The organism is Sporanaerobacter sp., from assembly GCF_047830725.1.
Classification (GTDB): Bacteria; Bacillota; Clostridia; order Tissierellales; family Sporanaerobacteraceae; genus Sporanaerobacter.
Genome location: NZ_CP181252.1, coordinates 1969257 through 1991303, shown reverse-complemented (window position 1 = coordinate 1991303; position 22047 = coordinate 1969257). Strand labels below are relative to the sequence as shown.

The following is a 22047-nucleotide window of genomic DNA, read 5'->3' as shown; positions in this document are numbered from 1 at the left end:
AAGTATATTATACCCTAGTATTTTTGTCAACATTCATTTAAATAAAAAAGAAGAGCATTTTGCTCTTCTTTTCGTTAGTCTTCAAGTTGTGGAGGGAAGAAATCAGGGAATGGCTCATATTCGAAATTATCACATATATCCCCAAACTCCTCACACTCTCGTGGTTCTGGACAAAAATCAACAACAGGTATCAACAATTGAACTCTTCCAACAACTTTAGTTATTATAAATACTCCTGCAGCAAAAGAAACTTTTCCACTAGATACTATAGGGGTGCCTAAAACTTTTGAACTAGTTTCAACTACTATATCAAAAGTGAATTCATCTCTAGCATCTGGTATAAATAATTTTATATCTTTTAATATATCAGGTAAGAATTTTTCCATGCTGCTTCCATCAGTAAAAATAATCTCATATGGTATTTTTAGTGTAAAACTCACCCTTTTGAAATTTGTTTGATTTTCTATATCTGTTACAATCAATGTATTTGGTTCTATAAACCCTTGCTTGAACCTGATAGCTTTAAATGTTTTTCCACCTAAATCTTGCTCAATTTTACTAAAACAACGCCTTTGTTGACAACTATCATATACTTTATCAACTATTATGCAATCATATTCATATTCCACCTCTTGTTTTGTATGAACTTCATCACTCCCGTTAATTACTTTCTTAAATTCACTCATGTTTTCACTCCTTTCTTTTAATAAAATAACTTCTTCTTACATATTATGAAATAAGAGAAGTTTTGTGATATTTTTTTAAGGGGTGAGAATATGAATATAAAAATAATAAAAAGTTCACTTTTAAGAGATTTAAACGGTCAATATTGCAATTTTTATATAAATCAAAACAATAAACTCATGGTAGATAAATTTGACTCTTCTAGCAATCTTATGAATACTTCTTTAGTATATAGTGAGCATGTACTAGATTTTTCAGCTTTTATAGATAATAAAAACAAAATACATTTAATCTATTTGTTAGAAGATGGAAGTTTGATTTATTCTATATACTTTGATGATAAATGGTCAGAGAGTTTAGTTGGAAAATTAAATTTGAAATCTAATATTTATAACAATCTTTCCATATATATAATAAAAAATGTAATATATATTTTTTATGCCTATTCCAATTTAGTCAACAGGAAAATTTGGACTATAGAAGTAGTCATTGGTAACAAAACAAGTTGGAGCAAAAAAAGAATTGCAACGACATTATCTGAAAATTTGTTTAATCCATTTTATGTTGATTATGATAAAATAGGAAACATACATTTTATTTATACGTCCAAAGATGGTGAAACAAGCCAAATATACTACACTTTTTACAATACCTATATAGAAAGTTGGAATCAAATGCCCTTTCAAATTTCTGATTCAAATACAAAAAATCTATTTCCATATTTATTTGTAGATTCAAAAGATAATATACATGTATTGTGGTATGCACTAAAAAACAGAGATTACGAACTTCAATATAAAAAGCTCTCTCAAAATAGCAAAAACAAATATAAATGGAAAACAATTAATTTACCTTCCATAAAAAACTGTACTTTTACTCCAATCATATTTGAATCAAAAAATATGCTAAAAATTGTATACTTAAAAAACAAAACTATAAATTCACTATATTCCTTAGATAATGGAGAATCTTGGAATACAAGTGATAAAATGAACTTAGATTTAGAATGTTTGCATTTTTCAAATTACGTATCTGTTTTTGAAGAAGATTATTGCCTGGGAAAAGTAAACAATTCTTATTGCAAAATAGACAACAAAATATCATTCTATTTTAAAGATGTTAATGATACTAATTCAAAAATAAAAATGGAAACTTTAGAATTTCTTCATGAAAACACAGAAAATAAAAGCAATGAAGAAATAGAAAAGATTCCAAAAACAAAAGAAATAGATGATTTAGCCAATTTAAAAGAAAGCATAATGGAAATGAACAGTATAATCAAGAAAATTCAAATATCCATAGATAATATAGAAAATGATATACTCACCTTAAAAAAGGCAATTAAAAAAAAAGATGATGTGAATTTTTTAGAAAAATTGCTTGCTTTTTTTAAATGAGATAATTTAGATTTTTAATTGTCTTTTTCCCATTTTTTCTTTCGATGCAATAAAGACTTTCTATATCAGTATTTAATTTGCTAGTTTCTCTTTTCAAAATTTCTAAATAATTTATATCTTTAAATTTGATAGAATAGCTACATCCAGCTTTTAATTCACATGGTGTTGAAATGAGCTGAAAACAGCTATATCCTAAATTTTCTAATATATATTGAATTTGTATAGCATAATTTTTAGATTTAAATACAGCTATATAATATTTTTCGTCTTTCATTTTCTTCACCTCTTTATATTATAAATATTTTAAAATATAAATATTTGTTACATCTTTATATGTGTAAAATAAAAATTTAGGAGTATGAATATGAGTATGAATGTTGTATTTCCATCAAACCGATTTATTAAAATTGAACCTGATGATTTAGATAGACTTTCCAGCAAAGGAGTATCTGTAATTACCCCAACTAATAGATTGAACTGCATGTACAATATATTTAACAATTTTCTAAATCAATCTTTTTTGAAAAAAGAACTAATAATAATATTAAACAACAATTTACTAAATTTAAACGAATGGAGAAAAGAAGCTAGTAAATATGAAAATGAAAATATAAGAATTTATCAATTAGATGAAAAAATATCTTTAGGAGAATGCTTAAATTATGCTGTAGAAAAAGCAAATTATCAAATAATAGCTAAATTTGATGATGATGATTTTTATGCTCATGAATACATTAAAGACTCAATAAAACCTTTTCTCTATACCGAGGCAAGCATAATAGGAAAATCTACTACATATATTTATTTTCAAAAAAATAATATCTTAGCAATAAAAAATCCTAAAAGAGAAAATAGATATACTTATAGAGTAGAGGGAGCTACTATGTTGATAGATAGAGAGGTATTTCAAAATGTAAAATTTTCCGATAAAAATATTGGTGAAGATCTACAGTTTTGCAAAGACTGTATAAAAGAAGGCTATAAAATTTTTTCTACCAACAAATATTATTATATTTATATAAGACACAACAATCACACTTGGAATATCGATGATGATGAATTGATAAAACAATGCAAAGTAATAGGAAAACTAGAGTCGCCAATAGATATACCCATTTTCTAATGCTTCTTTTTTGTCAAACATTCCTTTTATATCAATCAGTATCTTTTCTTCATCTTTTTTGTACATTTTATCTAAATCTTCTAAATTAAGTTTTAAAAACTCCTTATGAGGTACTGAAAATATCAGTATATCCGCCTCTTTTATAGATCCTATAGAATGCAATTTTATATTGAAATTATTTAAAACTTCTTCGCCATTGGCAACTTGATCAACTACCTCTACAATAGCTCCCTTTTCTTCCAACCTTTTTACTATTTTAGCTACTTGAGTATTTCTTATATCTGAACAATTTTCTTTAAAAGTAATACCAAATACAACTATTTTAACTTTATTTATTTTTTTATTTTTAGAAGACAATATATCTAAAATATTATTGACAACGTATTCTTCCATATACTCATTTATATTTCTTGCTTCATAAATAATTTTAGGGTCATATCCTAATTCTCTAGCTTTGAACATTAAATAATAGGAATCCACTCCTATACAATGACCACCTACCAGTCCTGGAGTGAAATTTAAAAAATTCCACTTTGTCCTAGCACTTTCCAATACTTTGTTTGTGTCTATTTTGGCTTTATTTAGTATAATAGATATTTCATTCATAAGTGCAATATTTACATCCCTTTGTACATTTTCTATTAGTTTTGATGCTTCTGCTACTTTTATATTATCTACCTTATATATTCCAGCTTTTACTACCATTTCGTATACCTTTGAAACTATTTCAACAGTTTCATCATCTATACCAGCTACTATTTTTTTTATGTTTTCAAGCCTGTTTGTAATATCTCCTGGATTTAACCTTTCTGGAGAATAAGATACTTTAAAATCTGACCTTACTTTTAATCCTGACTCAATTTCAAGCAATGGTATACATATTTCTTCTGTAACTCCGGGATAAACTGTAGATTCATATACTATTATGGAACCTTTTGTAATATTTCTAGCTACCATTTTTGTAGCATTCAACACAAACTTTAAATCTGGTTGACCATTTACTACTGGTGTTGGAACTGCAATAATGAAAAACTTTGCTTCCCTAAGGAGTTTCTCTTCATCAGTAAATACAACTCCAGAACTTTCTATTTCTTCTTTACTTATTTCATTTGTAATGTCAATTCCCTTTTGCAAATTTTCTATTTTATTTTTATTTATATCAAATCCAATAACTGATGCTCTTTTGGCAAAAGCTATGGATAATGGCAAACCAACATATCCTAGTCCAACAACTACTATCTTAGCTTTTTTATTTTTTATTTCTTCATATAAATTCATCCTATCTCCTCCTAAAATGTCTCTTTTCATAAATATAATATGTATAAGATAGATAATAAGTTAAATATTGTAACAGAATAAAACATAAAAAAATACATTAGATTAGGAACTCTATTAGGAGGTAAAAACATGAATTTTAGAGGTATTTCAGTGATTACATGTACCAATAGAAAAAATTTCATTGACAATGTTTTTGAAAATTTTAATAGACAAAACTATAAAGATAAAGAACTCATCATAATAATAAATGACAACAATATAGATAAATCTCTATATGATGAAAAATGTGAAAATCATGAAAATATTAGAGTTTATAGAATAAATCAAGCATATAATTTAGGATTTTGTCTAAACTTTGGCATAGAAAAAGCTAAAAAAGATATAATTGCTAAATTTGATGATGATGACTATTATGGTGAAAAATATTTGGAGGAATGTATGGAAGCTTTCAATTTCACAAACGCTGATATAGTTGGAAAATATACTTTCTTTATATATTTTGAAAATTTAAGTGCACTAGCCCTTAGAAAAAGAAATCAAGAAAATTCCTTTGTCACCAATGTATCAGGTGCCACATTAGCTTTTAAAAAAAGTGTATTTAAAAAAGTAAAATTTAATACATCTCTAAGAAGTGGAGTAGATACGGATTTTAGGAAACGAGCTTCAAGAAATGAATTTAAAATTTATTCAACTTCTAAATACAATTTTGTTGCACACCGGCATGCAAATCTAAAAGATCATACGTGGAAAATAAAAGATAGTGAACTTCTAAAAACATTCCCTATAATAAAATATACAGATGATTATAGAGAAATAGTTTCACCACTTGAATTAAATTTATGAAAAGTAACAAAACAAATTATTGTTCATATATTTTAAATATAGAATAAATACTTCATATTGGAGGAGAATTTCAAATGGAAGATAGTCAGACAAAAATCATGATAATAGAAAGTAGTTTCAATATATGGCCTATGAAAAAAGAGCGACTTAGTAGCGATTGGATTGAAAATAGAATAAAAATATTTATGGGCTATACTTTAAAAAGTCTTAAAGCTCAAACAAATCAAAATTTTTTAGCTCTAATAAAATATGATTCTAGAAGTAAAAACATAATAGAAAACGAACTCAAAAAATATGAAAAGCTTCCTGAAAATATTAAATTCGTGACATCAGAAGAATTCGCAGAAATAGTCTCAGAAAAAACAAAAAATCATGATTTACTATATATGATACGATTAGACTGTGATGATATGTATCGTAAAACTTTTATACAACAACTCTACGATATAAATCCTTCAAAAGAAACAAAAGTCATCATAAATCAAAATGGATATATATATGATTCTGTAAAAAATAGAATAGCAAAATTTTTCTATACATCCCCAAATTATTATACACTCATCTATGATGTAGATAAATACCTAGATGGTGAAAGATATGCTCTCCCTGGAGGACATGACTATGCTATAAAACTACCACATGAAATAATATCAAAACGCAACTATATTCGCCATGCCCATACACATAACACTGTAACTTGTTTCGAAAGATATGGAATAAAAGATAAAGATATTATTAAAGATGAAAAAATAATAAATGACATATTAAAAGACTTTATGGAATAAACAAAATTTCAACTGAGAGCTTTTACTCAAATATAAACAGCGAGAAGAAAGTTTTTTAATCTTCTCGCTACTAGTATGTTCTTCAAACTTAATCTACTATGACCAAACTATTTTTAGCTAATAAAAATGAATTAACTTTTCTCAATTGGGTACTTTTTTTGATAACAGATCCTTTTTCTACAATACTTGAATCAATTATAGAATCAATATTTGAAATATTGGATTCATCTAATATAATACTATTTTCAATTTGACAATTAGAAATAGAGACATTGTTCCCTAGTGATGTATAGGGACCTATATAAGAATTTTGTATCATGACACCATCTCCTATACTAACTGGTCCCCTAATGATACTATTTATTATTTTTGAATCTTTACCAAGAACTATTTTCCCAGTGATATTAGTCGAAATAATTTCTCCCGATACATTATTTTCTATATCAATAAGTTTATTCATATTTTCTTTCAATATATCTTCAGGGCCACCTAAATCCTTCCATTCTCCTTCTAATATATCATAAGTCACACTATAATTATTATCTAGTAGCCATTTTATAGCATCTGTTATCTCATATTCACCTCTCCATGAAGGTTTTATATTTTCGCATGCTTTAAATATATTTGAATCAAAAGCATATATACCTGTAATAGCTAAATTTGTTGGTGGATTTTTAGGCTTTTCAACTAAATCTACTATTTTACCATTTAAAACATCAGCTACTCCAAATTGAGATGGATTTTCAACTTCTTTCAATAATATACTACAGTTTACCTTTTCAGAATTAAATTTATCTAGAAATTTTTTCAAACTAAATTGATAAATATTGTCTCCCAATATCATGATAAATTTTTCATCACCAATAAATCCCCTTGCGGAAACAACTGCATTGGCAAGTCCGATTGGTTTATCTTGATCTATATAAGTGTATTTTATTTTTTCTCTTTTTTCGTAGAAGCTTAATGCTCTATTAAAAATCTCTTCTTTTTGATTTGACAAAATTCCAATATCCACTATATTAGCTTCAACTAAAGAATCTATTATATAGAATAATATTGGTTTATTTGCTATAGGAATAAGCTGCTTTTGAATGGAAAGAGTCACAGGCCAAAGCCTGCTACCCATTCCACCACACAATATAAGAGCCTTCATAGTATAAACTCCTCCCTTAATCAATTAGTTTGTTCCACCAATTTTGGTTTTTCTCATACCATTTTACAGTTTCATTTAATCCATCTTTTAAATTATAAATAGGTTTCCATCCTATTTCTTTTAATATTTTAGTATTATCTAATGCATACCTAAAATCATGACCTCGCCTATCACTTACAAATTCAATCTGATCTTCTGATTTATTTAATAGTCTCAATATCTCCTTCACTATATTTATATTGCTTTCTTCTTCACCTGTACTAATATTATATATCTCCCCTATCTTTCCCCTATCAATAACCATATCTATCGCTCTACAATGATCAAATACATAAATCCACTCTCTTATATTTTGTCCATTGCCATAAATAGGCAATTTCTCTCCTTTTATTGCTTTTATCGTCATCAAAGGAATAAGCTTTTCTGGAAACTGATATGGTCCATAATTGTTACAACTCCTCGTAATAATTACAGGAAATTTATATGTCTTGTAATAAGAAAGGCAAAGCAAATCTGCACCAGCTTTACTTGCAGAATAAGGATTTGATGGATTTATATTAGAATTCTCTGTAAAGAGACCATCTCTTCCCAATGAACCATAAACTTCATCAGTAGATACTTGTATGAATTTTTCTATCCCATGTTTTCGAGCAACTTCCAATAGAGTATGAGTTCCAACTATATTTGTTTTAGTAAATATAAGTGAATCTTCTATGCTCCTATCAACATGAGACTCAGCTGCAAAATTAACTATATAGTCAATTTTATCATTAAACAATTGTTGCAACAGTTTTTCATCGTTTATAGAACCCTTAACAAATCTATGTCTTTTATCTTCTAGCAAATCTCTTATATTATCTATATTTCCTGCATAAGTCAATTTGTTTAAATTTATAACTTCACAATCACGATATTTATTTAAAAAATATCGTGTAAAATTGCTCCCAATAAAACCTGCTCCACCTGTCACTAATATTCTTTTCAATTTTAATCACCATCCTATTTGTTTTCTAATACCATAGTATTTAAATAGGAGCAATTTTGATATTGTAAATCAGATAAAATAGATAAAATAAAAAGTCTTAGTATTTCAACTAAGACTTTTTATTTTATCTATTTGTTTAGTTTTTCTTTTAATTTTTCCAACATATCAACAGTCATACTTGACAAATCATATTTTGGATCCCAACCCCATTCTTCTCTTGCTGCACTATCATCTAGAGAATTTGGCCAAGAATCTGCAATAGCTTGTCTCACTGGGTCTACATCATAATCTATTTCGAACTCTGGTATATGTTTCTTGATTTCAGCTGCAATATCTTCTGGTGCAAAACTCATAGCAGTTATATTGAAAGCATTTCTATGAATAAGTTTATCTGGATTTGCTTCCATCAAACCTATGATTGCATCAAGAGCATCTGGCATATACATCATATCCATAAAAGTACCTTCTTTGATAAAGCTTGTATATTTCTTTTGTTTCAATGCTTCGTAGTAGATATGTACAGCATAATCTGTAGTTCCACCACCTGGCAATGTTTCATAAGAAATAAGTCCTGGAAAACGTACTCCTCTTGTGTCTACGCCAAACTTTTTATAGTAATAGTCACATAACAATTCTCCTGCTACTTTTGTCACACCATACATAGTCTCTGGCCTTTGTATAGTATCTTGTGGTGTTTTGTCTTTTGGAGTAGATGGACCAAAAGCCGCAATAGAACTTGGAGTAAATACAGCACAATTTGCTTCTCTTGCTACTTCCAATACATTGTATAGACCATTCATGTTTATATTCCATGCTTGATTTGGTTTTTGTTCTCCAACTGCTGAAAGTAATGCTGCTAAGTGAACAATTGTATTTACTCCATGTTTTTTCACAACATCTGCAATTTGTTCAGCATTTGTCACTTCTACAATTTCAAAAGGGCCTGATTCAATTACTTTTTCTTGACCTTCTTTCATTCTTCTACTACTAGCTACAACATTGTCATTTCCGTATATTTTTCTCAATTCCATAGTTAGTTCTGAACCAATTTGACCTAAAGCACCAGTAACTAAAATTTTTCTCATTACATCGCACCTCCAAATAATAGGTATACTTTTTTAACTAGCAATTCAATTATAACATATTTTCACAAATTCAAAAACTTAATTTAATTTAATAATCAAACATATAAAATAGTTTGAGGCAAGGGAATTATCCCTTGCCTATTTAACTACAATATTATATATTTTACCTGGGACATATATCTCTTTAACTATATTTTTTCCCTCAACATATTTTCTCGTACCTTCATTTTTCAAAACTTTTTCTCTTATTGACTCTTTTGTCTCGTCTATAGATATTGTTTCCTTTCCTCTAACCTTGCCATTTATTTGTATAGCAATTTCAACTACATCATCTACGATTTTGTCCTTATCCCATTTTGGCCATGTAGCCTCATGTAGCATACCGCCCAAGTTTAATCTATCCCAAATTTCTTCAGTAATATGTGGTGCTACAGGATTTAACAAAATGAGATAAGTTCTCATATCTTCATGAGTAATCTTACCTACACTATTGAATTCATTTAATAGTGACATAAGGGCTGCTATAGCAGTATTAAATTTAAGATTTTCATAATCCTCTGTTACCTTCTTAATAGTTTTATGAATACTGGTTTCTAGCTCTTTAGAGTAAACATCGCCTTCTACGACGATATCTTGCAATCTCCACACTCTTTCCAAAAATCTTCTACATCCTTTAACTCCATTTTCTGACCAAGGAACACTTTTTTCAAAGTCTCCAATAAACATTTCGTAGGTTCTCAATGTATCAGCGCCATATTTATTGACTATCTCATCTGGATTGATTACATTCCCTCTAGATTTTGACATTTTTTCATTATTTTCTCCCAGTATCATTCCATGAGAAGTTCTCTTTTTATATGGTTCAGGACAAGGCACTACTCCTAAATCATATAAAAATTTATGCCAAAATCTTGAATAAAGTAAATGTAGTGTAGTATGCTCCATTCCACCATTGTACCAATCTACTGGTAGCCAATAATCTAATTCTTCTTTACTTGCCAACTCATTTTCATTGTGTGGGTCTATATATCTTAAAAAGTACCAAGATGAACCAGCCCATTGAGGCATAGTATCTGTTTCTCTTTTAGCCTTTCCTCCACATTTAGGGCAAGTTGTTTCTACCCAATCTTTCATCTTAGCAAGAGGTGATTCTCCGTTGTCTGTAGGTTCATAGCTTTCAACTTCAGGCAACAAAACAGGCAATTCTTCTTCTGGAACAGGAACCCATCCACATTTTTCACAATAAACTAGTGGTATAGGTTCTCCCCAATATCTTTGGCGAGAAAATACCCAATCTCTCAACTTGTAATTTATTTTTCTCTCTCCAAGACCTTTTTCTACAAGCCAATCGCTTATCTTCTTTTTAGCTTCTTTGACTTCTAATCCATTTAAGAAGCCTGAATTGACCAATATTCCTGATTCAGTATCTGTATATGCACTTTCTTCTACATTTCCACCCGCTACAACTTCTACTATTGGAAGTCCAAATTTCTTTGCAAATTCCCAGTCCCTACTGTCATGACCAGGTACCGCCATGATAGCTCCTGTACCATAGCTTATAAGTACATAATCAGAAATCCAAATAGGAATTTCTTTTCCATTGGCTGGATTTATAGCTTTTAATCCTTTTATCTCAACACCAGTTTTTTCTTTAACTAATTCAGTTCTTTCAAAATCAGATTTTTTGCTACTCATTTCCTGATAAGCTCTTAACTCATCTAAATTTTCAATTTCATCCTTGTATTTTTCTATCAATGGATGTTCAGGTGCTATAACCATATAAGTAGAACCATACAATGTATCTGGTCTAGTCGTAAAAACTCTCAATTTGTCATTTTTGCCACTGATTTGAAAATCCACTTCCATTCCTTCAGATTTACCTATCCAATTTATTTGTTGTGTTTTTACTCTTTCAATATAGTCTACTGTATCCAAATCATTTATAAGTCTATCTGCATATTCAGTAATCTTAAGCATCCACTGGTTCTTAACCTTTCTTACAACTTCTCCACCACATCTCTCACAAGTACCATTTACAACTTCTTCATTTGCCAAACCTACTTTACAGGAAGTACACCAATTTATAGGCATTTCTTGCTTATAAGCAAGACCTTTTTCAAACATCTTCAAAAATATCCATTGCGTCCATTTATAATACTTTGGATCTGTAGTATTTATTTCTTTTGACCAATCAAAAGAAAAGCCTATAGACTTAAGTTGATTTTTAAACATCTCTACATTTTTTTCTGTAACAATTTTGGGATGAATTTTATTTTTAATTGCAAAATTTTCTGTTGGAAGTCCAAAAGCATCCCAGCCCATTGGATATAATACATTATATCCTTCAAATCTTCTTTTTCTTGCAACTATATCTAAAGCAGTATAAGGTCTTGGATGACCTACATGTAATCCTTTCCCAGAAGGATAAGGAAATTCTATTAGAGCATAAAACTTAGGTTTAGACTTATCGCTACTAGTCTTAAAAACTTCCTTTTCTTCCCAAATATCTTGCCATTTCTTTTCAATAACATTTGGATTGTACTCAGCCATTTTTCAAACCTCCTCATATTTTTAAAGATAAAAAAACCTCTCGTCATATTAGAGACGAAAGGTTTACTCCGCGGTACCACACTAATTGGAAGATTTCATCTTCCCACTTTAAAATATAACGGCTTACAACCGGTCAAAGCTACTATTTTCACTTTGACAACTCAGAAACGAGTTCAGTTTTAGCTAATACTGTTTTGCACCAACCAACAGTTCTCTTTAAATAACTTGAAACCTACTACTTTTCTTCAAAGTTTATATATGATTTTTCTGTATTATAACAAATTTAGGATATAAAATCAACAATATTTTAAAATTCTGCTGAATTAACCGTCCTTGGGAAAGGTAATACGTCTCTAATATTGCTCATACCAGTTATATACATTATAGCTCTTTCAAATCCAAGACCATACCCTGCATGTTTAGTTCCACCATATTTTCTCAATTCTAAATACCACCAATATGCCTCCTTATCTAATCCCAATTCGTCCATTCTTCCCTCAAGCACATCTAGTCTTTCTTCTCTTTGGCTTCCTCCAATTATTTCTCCCACTCCAGGTACAAGTAAGTCCATAGCTGCAACAGTTTTTTCATCATCATTTAATCTCATATAAAAAGCCTTTATATCCTTTGGATAATCTATAACAAATACGGGTTTCTTGAATACTTTCTCAGTTATATATCGCTCATGTTCAGTCTGCAAATCCATTCCCCATTCTACAGGATAATCAAATTTCTCTCCTGATTTCTTTAAAATATCAACTGCTTCTGTATATGTTATACATCCAAAATCAGAATTTACTACATTTTCTAATCTTCCAAAAAGTCCTTTATCTACAAAAGAATTAAAAAACTCCATTTCTTCTTTTGCATTTTCCAAACAATAATTTATAACATATTTCATCATATCTTCTGCCAAGTTCATATCATCACGAAGATCTGCAAATGCAATTTCAGGTTCTATCATCCAAAATTCTGCCGCATGTCTTGCAGTATTTGAATTTTCTGCTCTAAATGTTGGGCCAAAAGTATATACATTTCTAAAAGCTAGTGCATAAGCTTCTGCTTCCAACTGACCACTAACTGTTAAATTAGTTTCTTTTCCAAAAAAATCTTCTTTAAAATCAACTTTTTTGTTCTCATCTAATGGCAAATTTTCTAAATCCAAAGTAGTGACTCTAAACATTTCTCCTGCTCCTTCAGCATCACTTGCTGTAATTATAGGAGTGTGGACATAGACGAACCCTCTTTCTTGGAAAAATTTGTGTATTGCATATGCAGCTAAACTCCTCACTCTAAATACTGCAGAAAAAGTATTGCTTCTAGGCCTTAAATGAGCTATTGTTCTCAAATATTCAAAAGAATGTCTTTTCTTTTGCAGTGGATAATCATTGTTAGAATAGCCCTCCACTAAAATATTAGTCGCTTTAATTTCAAAAGGCTGTTTAGCTTCAGGAGTTGGATCTAATTTCCCTTCAACTACTATAGATGAACTAATAGGAAGTTTGCAAATATCTTTAAAATTTTCCATATTTTCATCAAATACAACCTGAATGTTCTTGAAAAAAGTTCCATCATTAACTTCAATAAAACCAAATACTTTAGAACTCCTTAAAGTTCTCACCCATCCTTCAATTTTTACATCCTTATTTAGATATTTTTCCGTTTCTCTATAAATTTCTTTTACAGTAAGTTTTTCCATTTTATCTCTCCTCTCATAAAAATGTACAAAAAAACCTTTCATCCTTCTAAAGGGACGAAAGGTTCGCGGTGCCACCCTAATTGCTACATAAATAGCCACTTAATTTTGGTACTTTTCTATATACCTATCACATATAACGGTGTGAATCCGTCTAAGCCTACTCTAAAAATTTCGGTTAGAGACTCTAGGATGTTCTTCAATATAGCCTAAGTATCGGTCTTCCACCATCACCGAATCGCTATAACTTCAACTATACCTACTCTTCCCTTCACTGTCTTTAAACTATTATTATCATCATTATAGTTTTATTATTCATTTTTGTCAAATAGTTCATGCAATCTTTCACTAATAATTTTTTCATAACCATTTTTAGTAGGATTATAATAAATTTTATCTTTATATTCATCAGGTAAATATTGTTGCACAACAAAAGAATTAGGATAATCATGAGGGTATTTGTACTGAAGACCATAGCCAAAATTTTTAGCTCCATTGTAACTAGCATCTTTTAAATGTTTGGGAACTCCTCCTATCTCATTGTTCCTAACATCTGACAAAGCTTTATTTATTCCTAGATAAGAAGCATTGCTTTTAGGTGCACAAGCTATATACAGAGCTGCTTGGGCTAAAGGAATTCTTCCTTCAGGCATCCCAACTATTTCAACTGCGTGAAAAGCAGATACAGCTATAGAAAGTGCTTGAGGATCGGCATTCCCAACATCTTCAGAGGCACATATGATAATGCGCCTTGCTATAAACTTTGGATCTTCTCCGGCTTCTATCATCTTTGCTAACCAATACAAAGTAGCATCTGGATCTGAACCCCTCATACTTTTTATGAAAGCGGAAATTGTATCATAGTGCTCATCCCCACTTTTGTCATATTTAATTCCTTTCGTCTGAATTGAATTAATTATGGTATCTTTGTCTATATAAATCGTATTGTTTACATCACTTTCAGTTGTTAAAACCGCTAACTCTAAAGAGTTTAGCACTACCCTTGCATCTCCATTTGCTATATCTACAAGACATTCTATTGCTTCTTCATCTATATTTACATTGAATTTTCCAAGACCTTTTTCACTGTCATTTAAAGCCCTTAAAATAAGTTTTTTTAAATCATCCCTTTTTAAGGGTTCCATCTTTATGATTACAGTTCTAGAAAGAAGTGCTTTATTTACTTCAAAATAAGGATTTTCTGTAGTCGCACCTATAAGTATTATTATACCTTTTTCAACAAAAGGTAATAGTGCATCTTGTTGAGATTTATTAAATCTGTGAATTTCATCAATGAACAATATAGTCCTATTGCCATGCATTTTCAATTCTTCTTCTGCTCTTTCCGTAACAAGTCTAATATCCTTCACTCCAGATGTAACGGCACTTAGTTTCTCAAATTTCATATTTGTAGTGTTGGCAACAATCATAGCCAATGTAGTTTTCCCAGTTCCAGGAGGACCATATAATATCATAGAAGGAAGTCTATCTGCACTAATTGATCTTCTTAAAAACTTTCCATCTCCCAGCACATGCTCTTGACCAACAAATTCTTCTAATGTTGTAGGCCTCATTCTTTCAGCAAGAGGTGCTTCCCTTTTCAATTGTCTTTCCATACTGTAGCTAAATAAATCCATTTAATCACCTAATTCGCTTTAAACATATATTTTCTTTACATATATAGAGGTCATAGCTTTAAGTATTCCTCCATATTTTAGTTTAAAATTTATTTTATCTCCGACTTTATATTCTATTTTACTATCAGTTACATCTAATAGCAAGTGGTCGCTACTTCCCCCTAAAATTATTATATCTTCATCTAAAGGCAATATATCCCCTAAATCTATATCTTGCTTTCCAATAGCACATATCATTCTCTTTCTAATTCCTCTATCAATGAATTCAGGTTTATTCCCAAAAGCATCCATTCCTATCTCTCCAATGGGCACTGAAGGCTTTTCTTTAAGCTCTATAGCTTCTACTTCCAATATAAAGGCATCGTCAAAAGTTCCCTCTATTCTATTTCCAAAGGCAGTTTCTCTTCCAAGTACCAATGATTCACCCAATCTAAGTTGATTTATTCCTTTAGGTATTTTGTTTTCAAACACAAGATGTAAACTGCTAGAATTCCCTCCAGATATAATTTCTAATTCAATTCCATATTTTCTAGATATAGACTTTTTCAATTCAACCAATCTACTTAAATTTTCTTCCCTTGGAATTACTCCTCCATAGCAAGTCAAATTTGTACCTATTCCTATAAGTTTAATCCCTTCAAGCTTTAGTACTTCACCTACAGTAGTGTATATGTCTTCATCTTTAAAAAGTCCTTCCCTTAAATCTCCTAAATCAATCATCAAAATAATTTTGTGAATTTTATTTTTTCTCATAGCAATTTTTGAAAGAGCTTTTATAGTTTCTATTTCAGAATTCAAAGATATATCTGCATATTGAACTACTTCTTCAGCCTCACTAATCATAGGTAATCGCAACAATATTTTAGGTATATCTATATCTTTTAATTTCATTAAATTTTCAATTCTAGAATCTGCTAAATAGTTAACTCCACCATCTATATAAGCTTTTACTATTTTAGGATCAGCACAAAAAACTTTCGTTACTCCAGCAACATTTATACCTAATTTATCACATTTATTAACTATTGTCTCTGTATTTTTTTTAACTTTCTCTAAATTGATTTTAATTCTAGGATATTCCATTTTTACCCCCCATTTTTATATTATATTTTAAACAAGCCCAACAATATTGTTGGACTTGTTTAATCAATTTCTAAGCTATTCTTTAGAAGTTTAAGTGAAGCTTCAGGATATTTTATAGAAAGTACCCCTAGAGAAGCCATTATATAATCATTATCTATTAATATAGTCACATCTTCATTTGGCAAAAGTTCCATTCCATTATTACTTTTTGAGATTTTTTTCATTATATCCAATCTCCTAGAAAGTCGAGTCAATGCTCCCCCTGTTCCAACAATATATTTTACTTGTGTCAAATCTTTTCCCTCTGCAACAGTTCTTTTCCCATTCGGCCCATAAAGATTCCTATAAGAACCTGAATGCCTTTTTAAAGCTACTGCTACTGCATGATGGGTCAATTCTTCAACAAATTTTTTTTCTTTTTCCGTTACAGGTATAGGTTTGCGATTAGCTATAATTTCTTTTAATTCTTGTGAACTTATGCTTAAGTTTTCCATTAATTTATCTTTTCCTACTATATCTACAATATTGTGCATATTTACATATACACCTAAATCTCCTTCTACTGTTCTTTTAGCTTTAGGCTCAGGGCTTATCAAAATCCTAGAAATCTCTTCACTTCCATCTGTCACTGAATGCACATCAGTCGTAGCTCCTCCAACATCTAATGTAAGCAAATCCCCTAATTCCTCATACAGTAGTTGAGACGAAAGCATCACCGCACCAGGAGTAGGAAGTATCGGACCTGTAACCATATCTCTTATTTTCTCCATTCCTGGAGCATGAACTATATGCTTTTCGAAAACATCCTGAATTACTTTTCTAGTAGGCTCAATATTTAACTCATCAATTTTAGGATAGACATTCTCTACTATATATAGTTCTGATTTTGAATTTGCAAAAATTTCTTTTACTTCTTCCTGATTTTCAATATTTCCAGCATAAATAACTGGTACATTTAAATTTAGTTCAGCTATTATTTGAGAATTGTAAATTGCCGTATCTCTTTCTCCATAATCCACCCCACCAGCAATTAAAATGATATTAGGATTTATTTCAACAATCTTCTTTATATCAGTTTTTCTAAGCTTGCCTGAAGTAATATACTTTATATTGGCTCCTGCCCCTAATGCTGCCTCTTTAGCTGCTCTAACCGTCATATCATACACTAGACCATGAACAGTCATTCTAAGTCCTCCTGCCGCACTACTGGTGGCTATAAGCTCATCATAATCTATATTATCAATCTTTAAATTATTTTTCAAATCCTCAATTGCATCTTTTAGTCCAATATTTACATCTCCTTCTAATACAGACGTTGGAGCCTGCCCTTGTCCTATAAATATAGGACAAGGGCTATGAATACCATCAAAAGCATTTATAACTGTAGTAGTACTACCTATTTCTGCAACTAAAATATCAATCTTCATTTTTCATCTCTCTTCTCTTTTTAACTAGAAATGTTGCTACATGAGCTCCATTAGTTCCTCTTCCAAATCCTGCATCTACTCCACTTTTAACTGCAATTTCATTTGAAACTTGAGTTCCACCTGCAGCAAGAATTATCTTATCCCTTACACCCTTTTCAATACAATATTCATTTAATCTCTTCATATTTTTATAATGAATATCATCGTGACTAATAATTGTAGAAGCCAGTATAGCATCGGCATTAAGTTCTATTGCAGCATCTACTAATTTTTCAACAGGCACCGATGTCCCAAGATAATGACATTCTATCCCAAATTTTTCAATTCCCCCATGTTTGATGTCTATTATTTCTCTTAAGCCAACAGAATGTTCATCTTCTCCTACTGTTGCTGCTACTATCTTCATAGGATGAGCTTCTATCTCTTTTCTAATCTCATCATCAGACATTATTTCTGGTTTTGGAGGTATAACTAAATCTTTAGTATCTATGGTGAATGGTACTCTGCCCTTTAACTCAATTCTAGTTCCTTCTGCCTGTTGCATTATTTCTTTGTGAATAACTTCCACATCCTCAAGACCCAATTTTTTACCTATTTCAATTGCTGCAAATTCAGCAACTCTTTCTTCAGCAGGTAAAAACAATGTAATTTGAATGATTCCATCACCCATCCATTCCATTTCTGGTTTCAACTTTGTAGTCTCTCTTAATTCTCTAGTTTCTTCCAATCTTATATTTACATTATCATTTTCATCTAATTCATCAATATACACAATCTTTTCTGGCTTTTCAAAAGTACAACCATCAATAAGTGTCGATGGATTATCTACTGCATTTTCATCATATTGAGCCACATTGTTGTATCCAAAATGTGCTGTAACTGGTGCCATATAATCTTTTTCTCTTTCATATACTGTACCTACACCTACTCCACCATCAATCTTTCTAAATATTCCATCTCCATTTCGTTCTGGATAATATCCTGAATCTACAAAGAAACCTTCTTCAACAGCTTTAAAATATCCACCTACTTCTATGATTTCTTCCATAAATAAAACTGCTCTTTCTTTTAACTCTCTTACTTTCTCTGCCAGTTCTCCTTCATCTCTCTTTATTTCAACCATTTCTATTAATCCATCCATACCTATAAGTGCTTGCTTAGCAGTATCAATAGCTTCCATATTGTATATATGCCATGGAACATTTCTACCCTCATCAGGTGTAATTGTTGATTGAATTTCCGCTCTTGTCAATTTAGAAATAAGTAAATTTAAAACATGAGTCACAGTAGCTTCTCTTGTAGAAGATTCCATATATTTTGTATTCATTTGAGCACGCATTTTATATTCGCTAAACAACTCCCTTAAGGCTACAGCATAAGGTAAATCTAATCTCATACAAGGTGCTGGAGGAGCTGTTGGTGGTACAGTCGAAAGACAAATATTTTCTTTTTTCATTCCAACCTTAACTGAAAACATAGAGTTTAATGCATGCTGTACCATAAGTTCTGGCATGACTTTCCAAGCTTCTCTAGCAGTAGCATTTGCATTGTGTGCACCATCAATTTGAGCCATATCTGCCCAAGACATAATCTTTTTGGCACAGGCAGCATCTACAAAAGATCTAACCATATTTATATTTCTATATAAAACATTGTATTGAGGATCTTGATGAGCTCCATTTACACCTTCTTCTGCAAACATAACTGCTATTTCAGGTCCAGCAACACCACTCACATAAGAGTGATAGTTGATTGGACGACCAACCTCGTCTTCAATCATATCTAAGGCTTTTCTCTGTGCACGTACCTGTTTTCTAGTAACAGGTATTCCTCCAATTCCCTGTGGTGTTCCCTCTATTAGTCCATCAAAATGACTTTGCCCTGCAGTTCTGATGACCATGATGTGATCTGCACCATGCCATGCAGCCATCCTCATACGTCTTATATCATCTTCAAACCTTCCAGATGCAATTTCTGTAGTTATGACATTATTTGGTTGAGGATCTATAAAATCAAAAGATTTGCTAGCTGGCAATGGTTGACTTTGTTTTAATGGCTCTGAAGTCTCATAGTATTCAAACTTTCCTATTTTCATAGGTTCATCTGAACCCTTTCTCCAAGTCCAGCCTCTCCTTCTAGGCCTATATTTATCTAAATCTTTCAATATATTTTCAATATCTAATTTTTCATTTGGTTTAAGCTCCATCAATTTTCACCTCCCTTAAATATATCTATCACATCTTCCCACATTGTATCTTCTGAAAGTGCAAGTCCTGCATCTCTTATAGACATATCTTTTTCTTTTGCCAATCTATATACAAGATTCCCAGCTCCCTTTCCTAGAAGTCCTCTTTCTACCGCTCCATTGACTATACTATTAGCCTCCAAACTAGAAAAACCCATTCTCAAAAGTACGGATCTTTCTATTGAAGGAGATGTATTTTTATATGCTAAATCCACAAGTGGATTTACAATCTGTTCTGCCAATTCCCAAAATCTTTGCTCAAGTTCTTCTTCAGTTAAATTTGCAAGATGCTTTCTCCTCTCTTGAAAATCATCTTCCCTTTTCAATTAAAACACCCCCTTAATATTCAACACCAAGCTCATCCAATACATTTTTTACAAATTTTGCATCTGACTTGCTGTCTTCCTCTAAAAATTTAAAATCCTCCTCTGTCACTTTACCCACCTTAAAATTTTCAATACATTTTTTTATATAAGATTTTTTGAGTTTATCTAAATCAACTTCTTCAATTTCTATATAACTTGGATCTTTGGGTAATATTATATTCTCCCCAGGTATTTCCTCTATCGGATCTCCTATTTTTATTTCAATTCCATTTTCCTTTGCAAAAGTAAGCTGTGGCTGTATATGTTTACCTGCCCCAGTATATTCAGTTTCTTGAACAACTATCATTTCATCTTTATCTAATTCTTGAGCTATTTTAAATGCTGCAGTAAGTGCAGTATTTCCTGCTGGTCCTCTCTCTATTCCCTCCAATTGAGCTAGAGCTTCAGTCATATAAAATACAGAACCCTGATTTACAGTTACATACCTATCCATATATCTCAATGGTCTTGCAGCTGATCTTGGAACATCCGATCTATCTGGCCAAGTAGAAAATGGAATTCCAAATCCTGTATGCCCTGTAGTAAAAGATTTTTTATTGAATTGAGTATCACTTGCCATATGAAGGCCCTTTAAATTCACACTAGCACCTACCACTTGACTTTGAGCTCCAGCTTTTAAAAGCCCTCTAGCAGTTCCAGTTAAATTGCCCCCACCAGCATTTGTCACGACCACTACATCTGGGTCTCTTCCTTCTCTTTCCCTAAATTGCATTGACAACTCATATCCCAATGTTTCTACTCCTGCAATTCCAAAAGGAGTATATAGAGAAGCATTGAAAAATCCAGTTTCTTCTAGCAGCATCAAAAAAGTAGAAAACAATTCTGGTCCAACAGTAAGTTGTAAAACTTCGGCACCAAAAGCTTCACACTTTCTTGCTTTTTCAACAATTTCAGGTTGACCAATTCCTCTTGAATCATAGCACTCTTGAACTATTATGCACTTAAGCCCTCTCATAGCAGCTTGACTGGCAACAGCAGCACCATAATTTCCACTTGTAGCAGCAATGACACCCTTATATCCTAATTTTTGAGCATGATAACAAGCTGTAGCTGCTCTTCTCGCTTTAAAGCTTCCAGATGGATTAGAAGCTTCATCTTTTACAAAGATTCTAGCTCCTTTTCCACTAGGTGCAAATTTTCTTGCCAACTTGGTCAAATTTTTAAGTTCTAATATAGGTGTATTTCCAACACCAGTTTCTCTTTGAATACTTTCAATCTCTTGTAGACTATAACCAGTCTCTCTCATCATTCTTTCATAATCAAAGGCTATGCTTCCAGATTCAAACGTATCATAATCTATTCCTACAGCTTTTTTCATTATCTCCCCTTTTCTAGCCATCAATCCTTCAAAACTCTTATCTTTAGTCATCTCTCTCACCTACCTCTTCAAGGATATTCCTAACTTGTCTGCCTATATACAAAAGTTCAGGAATACATTTGCCAAAATCATGAGTATAATAAGGATTTATCTCTATCAAAATTCCGCTAGTCTTTCTTCCGATATAAGTTTCAATTTCTACTTCATCACCTATATTGGCCACATCATTTAAAAGAAATCCTTTATCCCACATTTCTAAAGGTACTTTTTGTGTATCCTCTGGCAAATGGGGTGACCTTTCTTCTGGTTTCAATACTATCTTGTGAATTCTTACCCAATCACCTTTTTTAGCATCCATCAAAATCTCCTCTT

General features: G+C 31.0%; 19 protein-coding genes and 2 other annotated features. Of the genes, 4 read left to right on the top strand and 15 right to left on the bottom strand.

Features of this window, described 5'->3' with window-relative positions; translation table 11 throughout:
- Positions 1 to 74 precede the first annotated feature (74 nt).
- Positions 75 to 686 carry a hypothetical protein gene (locus ACFWUA_RS09910; protein ID WP_416197860.1) on the bottom strand — a complete coding sequence of 204 codons (612 nt, stop codon included), beginning with the start codon at positions 684 to 686 and terminating at the stop codon, positions 75 to 77.
- A gap of 90 nt (positions 687 to 776) precedes the next feature.
- Here ACFWUA_RS09910 and ACFWUA_RS09905 point away from each other — a divergent pair, with 90 nt between their 5' ends.
- Entirely contained in the window at positions 777 to 2081 is a 1305-nt protein-coding gene (locus tag ACFWUA_RS09905) for a hypothetical protein (protein WP_416197859.1), read from the top strand.
- Here ACFWUA_RS09905 and ACFWUA_RS09900 read toward each other — a convergent pair.
- On the bottom strand, positions 2074 to 2355 hold the full coding sequence (locus ACFWUA_RS09900; protein ID WP_416197858.1) for a DUF3343 domain-containing protein: 282 nt from the start codon (positions 2353 to 2355) through the stop codon (positions 2074 to 2076). The two genes, ACFWUA_RS09905 and ACFWUA_RS09900, sit on opposite strands and share 8 nt — an antisense overlap.
- Before the next feature lie 90 nt (positions 2356 to 2445).
- Here ACFWUA_RS09900 and ACFWUA_RS09895 point away from each other — a divergent pair, with 90 nt between their 5' ends.
- Positions 2446 to 3204 carry a glycosyltransferase gene (locus ACFWUA_RS09895; protein ID WP_416197857.1) on the top strand — a complete coding sequence of 253 codons (759 nt, stop codon included), beginning with the start codon at positions 2446 to 2448 and terminating at the stop codon, positions 3202 to 3204.
- Here the strand turns inward: ACFWUA_RS09895 and ACFWUA_RS09890 are convergent.
- Positions 3172 to 4482 carry a nucleotide sugar dehydrogenase gene (locus ACFWUA_RS09890; RefSeq protein WP_416197856.1) on the bottom strand — a complete coding sequence of 437 codons (1311 nt, stop codon included), beginning with the start codon at positions 4480 to 4482 and terminating at the stop codon, positions 3172 to 3174. The genes ACFWUA_RS09895 and ACFWUA_RS09890 overlap by 33 nt on opposite strands.
- Before the next feature lie 129 nt (positions 4483 to 4611).
- Between ACFWUA_RS09890 and ACFWUA_RS09885 the strand changes: the two genes are divergently transcribed.
- Together ACFWUA_RS09885 and ACFWUA_RS09880 are read left to right on the top strand one after the other, a co-directional pair.
- Positions 4612 to 5325 carry a glycosyltransferase gene (locus tag ACFWUA_RS09885; RefSeq protein ID WP_416197855.1) on the top strand — a complete coding sequence of 238 codons (714 nt, stop codon included), beginning with the start codon at positions 4612 to 4614 and terminating at the stop codon, positions 5323 to 5325.
- A gap of 74 nt (positions 5326 to 5399) precedes the next feature.
- The gene (locus ACFWUA_RS09880; protein ID WP_416197854.1) at positions 5400 to 6110 is read left to right on the top strand and encodes a glycosyltransferase; all 711 of its coding nucleotides are present in this window, start codon (positions 5400 to 5402) and stop codon (positions 6108 to 6110) included.
- Between the two features lie 88 nt (positions 6111 to 6198).
- On the opposite strand, the gene ACFWUA_RS09875 is transcribed toward ACFWUA_RS09880, so the two are convergent.
- The 12 genes from ACFWUA_RS09875 to ortA form a co-directional block, all read right to left on the bottom strand.
- Positions 6199 to 7263, bottom strand: coding sequence for a glucose-1-phosphate thymidylyltransferase (locus ACFWUA_RS09875; protein WP_416197853.1), 1065 nt, complete (start codon positions 7261 to 7263; stop codon positions 6199 to 6201).
- A gap of 16 nt (positions 7264 to 7279) precedes the next feature.
- Positions 7280 to 8248 carry a dTDP-glucose 4,6-dehydratase gene (rfbB, locus tag ACFWUA_RS09870; RefSeq protein WP_416197852.1) on the bottom strand — a complete coding sequence of 323 codons (969 nt, stop codon included), beginning with the start codon at positions 8246 to 8248 and terminating at the stop codon, positions 7280 to 7282.
- Between the two features lie 128 nt (positions 8249 to 8376).
- Complete coding sequence (locus ACFWUA_RS09865) at positions 8377 to 9333, bottom strand: L-threonine 3-dehydrogenase (RefSeq protein ID WP_416197851.1); 957 nt, start codon at positions 9331 to 9333, stop codon at positions 8377 to 8379.
- A 138-nt stretch (positions 9334 to 9471) separates the two neighbouring features.
- On the bottom strand, positions 9472 to 11883 hold the full coding sequence (leuS, locus tag ACFWUA_RS09860) for a leucine--tRNA ligase (RefSeq protein ID WP_416197850.1): 2412 nt from the start codon (positions 11881 to 11883) through the stop codon (positions 9472 to 9474).
- A 47-nt stretch (positions 11884 to 11930) separates the two neighbouring features.
- Positions 11931 to 12141 (bottom strand) — a binding site (T-box leader).
- A 49-nt stretch (positions 12142 to 12190) separates the two neighbouring features.
- Positions 12191 to 13582, bottom strand: a complete 1392-nt coding sequence (asnS, locus tag ACFWUA_RS09855; RefSeq protein WP_416197849.1) for an asparagine--tRNA ligase — start codon at positions 13580 to 13582, stop codon at positions 12191 to 12193.
- Positions 13583 to 13629: 47 nt separating this feature from the next.
- Positions 13630 to 13863 (bottom strand) — a binding site (T-box leader).
- Between the two features lie 27 nt (positions 13864 to 13890).
- Complete coding sequence (locus ACFWUA_RS09850) at positions 13891 to 15216, bottom strand: replication-associated recombination protein A (protein WP_416197848.1); 1326 nt, start codon at positions 15214 to 15216, stop codon at positions 13891 to 13893.
- An 18-nt stretch (positions 15217 to 15234) separates the two neighbouring features.
- Positions 15235 to 16299: an ornithine racemase Orr gene (gene orr / locus ACFWUA_RS09845; RefSeq protein WP_416197847.1), complete on the bottom strand. Its 1065-nt coding sequence runs from the start codon at positions 16297 to 16299 to the stop codon at positions 15235 to 15237.
- Between the two features lie 59 nt (positions 16300 to 16358).
- Positions 16359 to 17726: a GlmL-related ornithine degradation protein gene (locus ACFWUA_RS09840; protein WP_416197846.1), complete on the bottom strand. Its 1368-nt coding sequence runs from the start codon at positions 17724 to 17726 to the stop codon at positions 16359 to 16361.
- The gene (gene oraE, locus ACFWUA_RS09835; RefSeq protein WP_416197845.1) at positions 17716 to 19932 is read right to left on the bottom strand and encodes a D-ornithine 4,5-aminomutase subunit OraE; all 2217 of its coding nucleotides are present in this window, start codon (positions 19930 to 19932) and stop codon (positions 17716 to 17718) included. The genes ACFWUA_RS09840 and oraE overlap by 11 nt, the downstream gene beginning before the upstream one ends.
- The gene (locus ACFWUA_RS09830) at positions 19932 to 20297 is read right to left on the bottom strand and encodes an ornithine aminomutase subunit alpha (RefSeq protein WP_416197844.1); all 366 of its coding nucleotides are present in this window, start codon (positions 20295 to 20297) and stop codon (positions 19932 to 19934) included. The genes oraE and ACFWUA_RS09830 overlap by 1 nt, the downstream gene beginning before the upstream one ends.
- Positions 20298 to 20310: 13 nt before the next feature.
- The gene (gene ortB, locus ACFWUA_RS09825; protein ID WP_416197843.1) at positions 20311 to 21726 is read right to left on the bottom strand and encodes a 2-amino-4-oxopentanoate thiolase subunit OrtB; all 1416 of its coding nucleotides are present in this window, start codon (positions 21724 to 21726) and stop codon (positions 20311 to 20313) included.
- Positions 21719 to 22033 carry a 2-amino-4-oxopentanoate thiolase subunit OrtA gene (gene ortA, locus ACFWUA_RS09820; RefSeq protein ID WP_416197842.1) on the bottom strand — a complete coding sequence of 105 codons (315 nt, stop codon included), beginning with the start codon at positions 22031 to 22033 and terminating at the stop codon, positions 21719 to 21721. The genes ortB and ortA overlap by 8 nt, the downstream gene beginning before the upstream one ends.
- Between the last annotated feature and the right edge of the window lie 14 nt (positions 22034 to 22047).

What these genes read in the sequence shown, in the direction of transcription:
- ACFWUA_RS09910 (WP_416197860.1), bottom strand. Translation starts at nt 686, where the DNA reads ATGAGTGAATTTAAGAAAGTAATTAACGGGAGTGATGAAGTTCATACA.
- ACFWUA_RS09905 (WP_416197859.1), top strand. Translation starts at nt 777, where the DNA reads ATGAATATAAAAATAATAAAAAGTTCACTTTTAAGAGATTTAAACGGT.
- ACFWUA_RS09900 (WP_416197858.1), bottom strand. Translation starts at nt 2,355, where the DNA reads ATGAAAGACGAAAAATATTATATAGCTGTATTTAAATCTAAAAATTAT.
- ACFWUA_RS09895 (WP_416197857.1), top strand. Translation starts at nt 2,446, where the DNA reads ATGAGTATGAATGTTGTATTTCCATCAAACCGATTTATTAAAATTGAA.
- ACFWUA_RS09890 (WP_416197856.1), bottom strand. Translation starts at nt 4,482, where the DNA reads ATGAATTTATATGAAGAAATAAAAAATAAAAAAGCTAAGATAGTAGTT.
- ACFWUA_RS09885 (WP_416197855.1), top strand. Translation starts at nt 4,612, where the DNA reads ATGAATTTTAGAGGTATTTCAGTGATTACATGTACCAATAGAAAAAAT.
- ACFWUA_RS09880 (WP_416197854.1), top strand. Translation starts at nt 5,400, where the DNA reads ATGGAAGATAGTCAGACAAAAATCATGATAATAGAAAGTAGTTTCAAT.
- ACFWUA_RS09875 (WP_416197853.1), bottom strand. Translation starts at nt 7,263, where the DNA reads ATGAAGGCTCTTATATTGTGTGGTGGAATGGGTAGCAGGCTTTGGCCT.
- ACFWUA_RS09865 (WP_416197851.1), bottom strand. Translation starts at nt 9,333, where the DNA reads ATGAGAAAAATTTTAGTTACTGGTGCTTTAGGTCAAATTGGTTCAGAA.
- leuS (WP_416197850.1), bottom strand. Translation starts at nt 11,883, where the DNA reads ATGGCTGAGTACAATCCAAATGTTATTGAAAAGAAATGGCAAGATATT.
- asnS (WP_416197849.1), bottom strand. Translation starts at nt 13,582, where the DNA reads ATGGAAAAACTTACTGTAAAAGAAATTTATAGAGAAACGGAAAAATAT.
- ACFWUA_RS09850 (WP_416197848.1), bottom strand. Translation starts at nt 15,216, where the DNA reads ATGGATTTATTTAGCTACAGTATGGAAAGACAATTGAAAAGGGAAGCA.
- orr (WP_416197847.1), bottom strand. Translation starts at nt 16,299, where the DNA reads ATGGAATATCCTAGAATTAAAATCAATTTAGAGAAAGTTAAAAAAAAT.
- ACFWUA_RS09840 (WP_416197846.1), bottom strand. Translation starts at nt 17,726, where the DNA reads ATGAAGATTGATATTTTAGTTGCAGAAATAGGTAGTACTACTACAGTT.
- oraE (WP_416197845.1), bottom strand. Translation starts at nt 19,932, where the DNA reads ATGGAGCTTAAACCAAATGAAAAATTAGATATTGAAAATATATTGAAA.
- ortB (WP_416197843.1), bottom strand. Translation starts at nt 21,726, where the DNA reads ATGACTAAAGATAAGAGTTTTGAAGGATTGATGGCTAGAAAAGGGGAG.
- ortA (WP_416197842.1), bottom strand. Translation starts at nt 22,033, where the DNA reads ATGGATGCTAAAAAAGGTGATTGGGTAAGAATTCACAAGATAGTATTG.